Origin of the sequence: Vagococcus elongatus, assembly GCF_003987645.1 — a bacterium.
Lineage (GTDB): Bacteria > Bacillota > Bacilli > Lactobacillales > Vagococcaceae > Vagococcus_A > Vagococcus_A elongatus.
Map to the genome: position 1 here is coordinate 23,126 of NZ_NGKA01000026.1, position 6,229 is coordinate 29,354.

At 39.0% G+C, this 6,229-nt stretch carries 6 protein-coding genes and 1 pseudogene; 6 read left to right on the top strand and 1 reads right to left on the bottom strand.

Annotated features, from left to right (window positions below; translation table 11 throughout):
* Positions 1-55 precede the first annotated feature (55 nt).
* The 6 genes from hrcA to CBF29_RS13810 all read left to right on the top strand — a co-directional run bounded on the left by hrcA (position 56) and on the right by CBF29_RS13810 (position 5,985).
* Entirely contained in the window at positions 56-1,090 is a 1,035-nt protein-coding gene (hrcA, locus tag CBF29_RS12380) for a heat-inducible transcriptional repressor HrcA (RefSeq protein ID WP_126810038.1), read from the top strand.
* A 15-nt stretch (positions 1,091-1,105) separates the two neighbouring features.
* Positions 1,106-1,675 (top strand): nucleotide exchange factor GrpE, encoded by a 570-nt coding sequence (gene grpE, locus CBF29_RS12385; RefSeq protein ID WP_126810039.1) that lies wholly within the window; start codon positions 1,106-1,108, stop codon positions 1,673-1,675.
* Positions 1,676-1,708: 33 nt separating this feature from the next.
* Positions 1,709-3,541, top strand: a complete 1,833-nt coding sequence (gene dnaK / locus CBF29_RS12390) for a molecular chaperone DnaK (RefSeq protein WP_126810040.1) — start codon at positions 1,709-1,711, stop codon at positions 3,539-3,541.
* A 150-nt stretch (positions 3,542-3,691) separates the two neighbouring features.
* Positions 3,692-4,858 (top strand): molecular chaperone DnaJ, encoded by a 1,167-nt coding sequence (gene dnaJ, locus CBF29_RS12395; protein ID WP_126810041.1) that lies wholly within the window; start codon positions 3,692-3,694, stop codon positions 4,856-4,858.
* A gap of 77 nt (positions 4,859-4,935) precedes the next feature.
* Positions 4,936-5,124: a hypothetical protein gene (locus CBF29_RS12400; RefSeq protein WP_126810042.1), complete on the top strand. Its 189-nt coding sequence runs from the start codon at positions 4,936-4,938 to the stop codon at positions 5,122-5,124.
* A 723-nt stretch (positions 5,125-5,847) separates the two neighbouring features.
* On the top strand, positions 5,848-5,985 hold the full coding sequence (locus CBF29_RS13810; protein WP_170170075.1) for a hypothetical protein: 138 nt from the start codon (positions 5,848-5,850) through the stop codon (positions 5,983-5,985).
* A gap of 126 nt (positions 5,986-6,111) precedes the next feature.
* Here CBF29_RS13810 and CBF29_RS12405 read toward each other — a convergent pair.
* A pseudogene (locus CBF29_RS12405) lies at positions 6,112-6,229 on the bottom strand (IS30 family transposase); the annotation flags it as partial.

A 6,229-nucleotide genomic window follows, 5' to 3' on the forward strand; every position in this document is an offset into this window, starting at 1 on the left:
TGGTACATGTGATTAGCACTTTGGATAGTTGAGTGCTAAAAAAGAGGTGAAAGGAATGCTATCACAAAGACAATTGGATATATTGACCCTTGTGGTTCAGTTACACGCAGCGACAGGAGAACCAGTAGGCTCGAAAACGTTGATGAATGCCGGCATAAATGCCAGTTCTGCAACTATTCGAAATGACTTGAGCTTCCTTGAAAAAGAGGGATTTATTGAAAAACCTCATACATCAGCTGGCCGTGTGCCTTCAGTACAGGGGTATCGTTTTTATGTAGACCATCTTTTAAAACCTTCCACAGTGTCTAATGAAGAATTGTCATCAATCAGACAATCATTCAACCGAAATTTTACGGCACTGAATGAGATTATCGAAAAGTCGGCTCAAGTGCTGTCAGATTTAACGAGCTATACAGCTTTTTCTCTAGGACCGGAGATGAATGAGCGAAAGTTGACCGGGTTTCGAGTAGTCCCGTTAAATAATCAACAGCTGATGGCAATTATTGTGACAGACAGAGGAAATGTGGAAAGCCAAGTCTTTACCGTACCTGATGATGTGTCCAGCGGGGACATTGAAAAAATCATTCAGATTATCAATGATAAGTTGGTCGGACAGCCTTTAATCACGGTGTATAATAAGCTGCGTACGGAAATTCCTTTGATTTTGCAAAGATATTTCCAAACACCAAGAGGAATCATGGATATTTTCGAATCTATACTTGGTAATGCGTTTGAAGAACGGGTGTACATCGGTGGACAGATGAATTTACTAGATGTAGATTTAATTCCAGATGTCCATCAATTCAAGCTGGTTTATTCCTTGATGAGTAACCAGAATCAGGTTTCTTCTCTTATTCAAACACCTAAGGAAGGCATAAGTATTCGAATTGGTGAAGAAATCCAAAATGATTTATTGGCGAACATGAGCTTGATTACCGCTTCCTATGATGTTGCCGAGCATGGAACAGGGACTATTGCAATTCTAGGACCAACGAACATGGCTTATTCTCGGATGTTCGGCATAGTTGAAGCCTTTAGGCATGAATTAGCAGATTATTTAGCAGATTATTACCGTTTGTTGGATTCATAAAGACGTAGCGAAAGGATGAGTAAAGTGGCAGAAGAACAAAAGGAAGAAACACTAGAAGAAGTAACAGATGAGGCAGTTGAAAATGTTGCGACTGATGAAGAGGAGCAAGCATCGACTGCATCAATAGAAGCCCTATCTTCCGAAGAACAACTGAAATTAGAGTTGGAGGAAGCGGAGGATAAATTCCTTCGGGCACAGGCGGAAATTGCGAATATGCGCAACAGATTTCAAAAAGAAAGAGAATCCCTTGCCCGTTTCAGATCACAAGATTTGGCAAAGGAACTTCTCCCGGCACTGGATAATTTAGATCGAGCGTTGGAAACTGACATTTCTGAAGAGCAGGTTGAAAATCTTAAAAAAGGTGTAGAAATGGTAAAAGACGGCATATTAGCTGCTTTTAAAGCTTCCGGAATCGAAGAAATTGAAGCATTAGGTAAAGTATTTGACCCTAATCTTCATCAAGCTGTTCAAACTATGCCAATCGAAGAAGGGCAACAAGTGGAAGAAGTTGTTGTCGTGCTTCAAAAAGGATATAAATTGTATGATCGTGTGTTGCGACCATCTATGGTGATTGTAGCGCAGTAAAAATAAAATTATAAAACAGAGGAGTAAGTGATTATGAGTAAAATTATAGGTATCGACTTAGGAACAACAAACTCTGCAGTAGCAGTATTAGAGGGTGGAGAGGCAAAGATCATTCCAAACCCAGAAGGAAATCGTACAACACCTTCAGTCGTTTCATTTAAAGAGGGAGAAATTCAAGTAGGAGAAGTTGCAAAGCGTCAAGCGGTAACTAACCCAAATACTGTTTCTTCTATTAAACGACACATGGGACAAACAGGTTACAAGATTGAGATGGAAGGAAAATCTTACACACCACAAGAAATTTCAGCGATGGTTTTACAATACATGAAGAGCTTCGCAGAAGAATATTTAGGAGACAAAGTAACTAAAGCCGTTATTACGGTGCCAGCTTACTTTAATGACTCCCAACGCCAAGCAACAAAAGATGCTGGTAAAATCGCTGGTTTGGAAGTTGAACGTATCGTCAATGAGCCGACAGCAGCAGCTTTGGCTTACGGTTTAGATAAAGTAGAAAAAGAAGAGAAAATCCTTGTGTTTGACTTAGGGGGAGGAACATTTGACGTTTCCATCCTTGAGTTGGGAGACGGTGTGTTTGATGTACTCTCTACTGCAGGAGACAATGAACTTGGCGGAGATGATTTCGACAACAAAATCATTGATTACCTTGTAGCTGAATTCCGTAAAGAAAATGGCATTGATTTGTCTAAAGATAAAATGGCAGTACAACGTTTGAAAGATGCATCTGAAAAAGCTAAAAAAGATTTGTCAGGTGTGACAAGTACTCAAATCAGCTTGCCGTTTATCACTGCAGGAGATGCAGGCCCGCTTCATATGGAAGTGACTTTGACTCGTGCAAAATTTGATGAATTAACAGCAGATCTTGTGGAAAGAACTAAAGGACCTGTGCGTCGTGCATTGAAAGATGCCGGACTTGCAGCTTCTGAGATTGATGAAGTTATTTTAGTCGGCGGTTCTACTCGTATTCCGGCAGTAGTCGAAGCAGTGAAAAGAGAAACAAATAAAGAGCCTAACAAATCAGTGAACCCGGACGAAGTGGTGGCAATGGGTGCAGCTATTCAAGGAGGAGTTATCTCTGGTGACGTGAAAGACGTTGTTTTGCTGGATGTTACACCACTATCACTGGGAATCGAAACGATGGGACAAGTATTTACAAAACTGATCGATCGTAATACGACTATCCCAACAAGCAAATCACAAGTATTCTCAACCGCAGCAGATAATCAGCCAGCCGTTGACATTCACGTGTTGCAAGGTGAGCGTCCAATGGCAACCGATAATAAGACTTTGGGAAGATTCCAACTAACAGACATTCCGCCAGCTCCACGTGGCGTGCCTCAAATCGAAGTCACGTTTGATATTGATAAAGACGGTATCGTCAATGTCAGTGCTAAAGATTTGGGAACTCAAAAAGAGCAAAAAATCACGATCAAATCTTCTTCTGGTTTGACAGATGAAGAAATTGAAAAAATGGTTAAAGACGCTGAGGCTAATGCTGAAGCTGATAAGGCTAAAAAAGATGAGGCAGATCTACGCAACGATGTAGATGCATTGCTATTCTCTGTCGATAAAACTTTGAAAGAACTTGAAGGAAAAGTTGACGAGGAAGAAGTTAAAAAAGCTGAAACTGCACGAGACGAGTTGAAAGCAGCAGTAGAAGCCAATGATTTGGAAGCAATGAAGACAAAACGTGACGAGTTAAATGAAATTGTCCAAGCCTTAACAGTTAAATTGTATGAACAGGCAGCCCAAGAGCAACAAGCAGCTCAAGGAGCTGACGAAGCTCAAGGTTCTGCTGACGATGTCGTAGATGGGGACTTCGAAGAAGTGGAGGACGATACAAAATAATGTTCGTGAAGAAAGCCAGTGACCTTCGAAAGGGAATTGGCTTTCTCTGCTTGAATCATTCTTTATCATAGAATAGAGTTTCTTCCTGTGATGAAGTATGATATGATTTAAAAGGTTTCAAAGAATAATTAGAAATGTGGAGGAAAGCCCGTGGCGAAAAGAGATTATTATGAGGTTTTGGGTGTATCTAAAAGTGCCTCTGAAGATGAGATAAAAAAAGCTTATCGGAAACTTTCTAAAAAATATCATCCTGATATTAATAAAGAGCCTGGTGCTGATGAAAAATTTAAGGAAGTCTCAGAAGCTTATGAAGTCCTGAGCGATTCACAAAAAAGAGCCGCATATGACCAGTATGGACATGCGTCCACGGATCCTAATTTTGGTGCTGGTGGAGGATTTGGCGGTTTCGAAGGTTTCGGCGGTGGCGGAAGCTTTGGCGGCTTTGAAGATATTTTTGAATCATTTTTTGGAGGTGGCGGCAGGTCATCTAATCCGAATGCGCCTCGTCAAGGTTCAGATTTACAATATTCATTAAATTTGTCTTTTGAAGAGGCTGTTTTTGGGACTCAAAAAAATGTTACGTTTAAACGTGAAGATCAATGTAAGACATGTCATGGCTCTGGTGCCAAACCGGGAACCAGTCCTGAGACGTGTCCACGTTGTAGTGGTCAGGGAACAATAAATGTAGAGCGTCAGACCCCTCTTGGTCGCGTGATGAGCCGTCAGACATGTCCAGAGTGTCAAGGCAAGGGTCAAATAATCAAAGACCCATGTGTCGACTGTCAAGGCTCAGGGCGTGTGGCTGAAAATCATTCAGTGAAGGTCAATGTTCCGGCTGGAGTGGAAGATGGACAGCAAATGCGATTGAGCGGTCAGGGAGAAGCTGGATACAATGGCGGACCTTATGGTGATTTATTCGTGGTTTTCCGTGTGGAAGAAAGTGATATCTTTAACCGAGAAGGTTCAGATATTTTTTACGATCTGCCGGTCAGTTTTGTGCAGGTGACTTTAGGAACTGAAGTTGAAGTGCCGACTGTTCATGGCAAGGTGAAGTTGAAAATACCGGCTGGTACTCAAACGGGTACGACTTTCCGTTTGCGCGGTAAGGGAGCGCCTCGTTTAAGAGGAAGCGGCAACGGAGACCAACACGTAACAGTGAAGCTGATAACACCTAAACATCTGAACGAAGCTCAGAGGGAAGCCTTGAAAGACTTTGCAGAAGCTGGTGGAGACAAGGTGGGGGACCAAGAAGAAGGTTTTTTCGATAAAATGAAAGATGCCTTTAACTTCGATTCTAAAGGTAAAAAGAAAAAATAATAATTAAAAATACTCAGAGATTTGTAGAGATTCTTGGAAGTTAGAGAGTTATTCTAATTTGAAAAGAGCCGCAAATCATGAGTATTTTTTTGTGGAATTTAACTGGAGATGTTCAAGAAATTTACAATATTTCCATTATTTATTTTATTATCACAATTATCGGGGGCTCTTTTTGTTTTTCCAAATCAAAAGGAAAATACCTTGAAGAAATTCAAGTGAATAAAATAATCAAGATGCTGCTCCAGTACATGGTTGCTTCTAATTGATATATTACTTGCATTGTTTTCAGCCATAATTTTTATTGGTTATAGGTTTATTATTGCTTACCTCAATATTAAAAAATATCAATTAGTTGATGACAATGAGCAGACAGTCAATATTGTTAGACGAAATTTTACACTGTTTTTCCTTGATGATGCTTTCAAATATTTTTATAATATCAATTTGTCAATTAAATTTTATTATCTTATTTTTTTTAAAACTGGGATCAACGATTTTTGAAAAAGTGATTCATGCTTATTATCGTAAATAATTTTAATCAAAAAATGAAATATTTTTAGGTGAACTAAATAAGTATTGAAAAACAAAAGCAAGCAATGTATACTCAGGTAGGAACATTGTAAGCGCTATGCAATGGCTTTGTTAATGATAAAAGAAAGAGGGGATGTCTGATGAAAGCGAACTATCATTTTGTTGGTTGAGTCTGTTTGACAACTAACTTAGAAGTTTCTAAGTCTTACTTTGATTGGCCATCTCTACTATTTATAAATTTATTTGAGTGCCATAAGCTGTGACAATTAGTTAGGTTCCATAACTGAAAGCGTTTGTTTTTTACGCTTTTATTTAAGTTATCAAGCTCGTTCATTCACAATTGATGACGAAATAGTGAGTAAAACATGAGTTAATTGAAGATTAAGGCCTCTTGGACAATAGACAGGAGGTTTATTTCAGTTTTATTTACTATTTAATTAATAGGAGGAGCGTAAACAATGGAATTAAAGACAACTTTACCGAAATGTTTAATGAGTTTGTTGAGACACGTTGTGAAAGCTTTATCAGTGTTAACAAAATTAAAAGATCAAGGGACGCCGATAGTAGGCGGTTTACATTCTTTTGTCAGTGAATAGCCAGTCAATTTTGTCGCATCGGCAATTGGCACAAAATTCGAGAGCGATTGGAGTAGCTCTTACCGGCAGTAAATAAAGTCAAATTACTTTGATAGAAAAACAGATTTTTTTAGAAAATATTATTTGTCAAATTAAGCTAGACAAAACAGTTTCATCTACATAACTCAAGAATACTTCCAACGGTGTTTGATAGTTCAATGATTTTCTTGGAATGTGATTGCGTTTATTCGCTACACTGGAAATG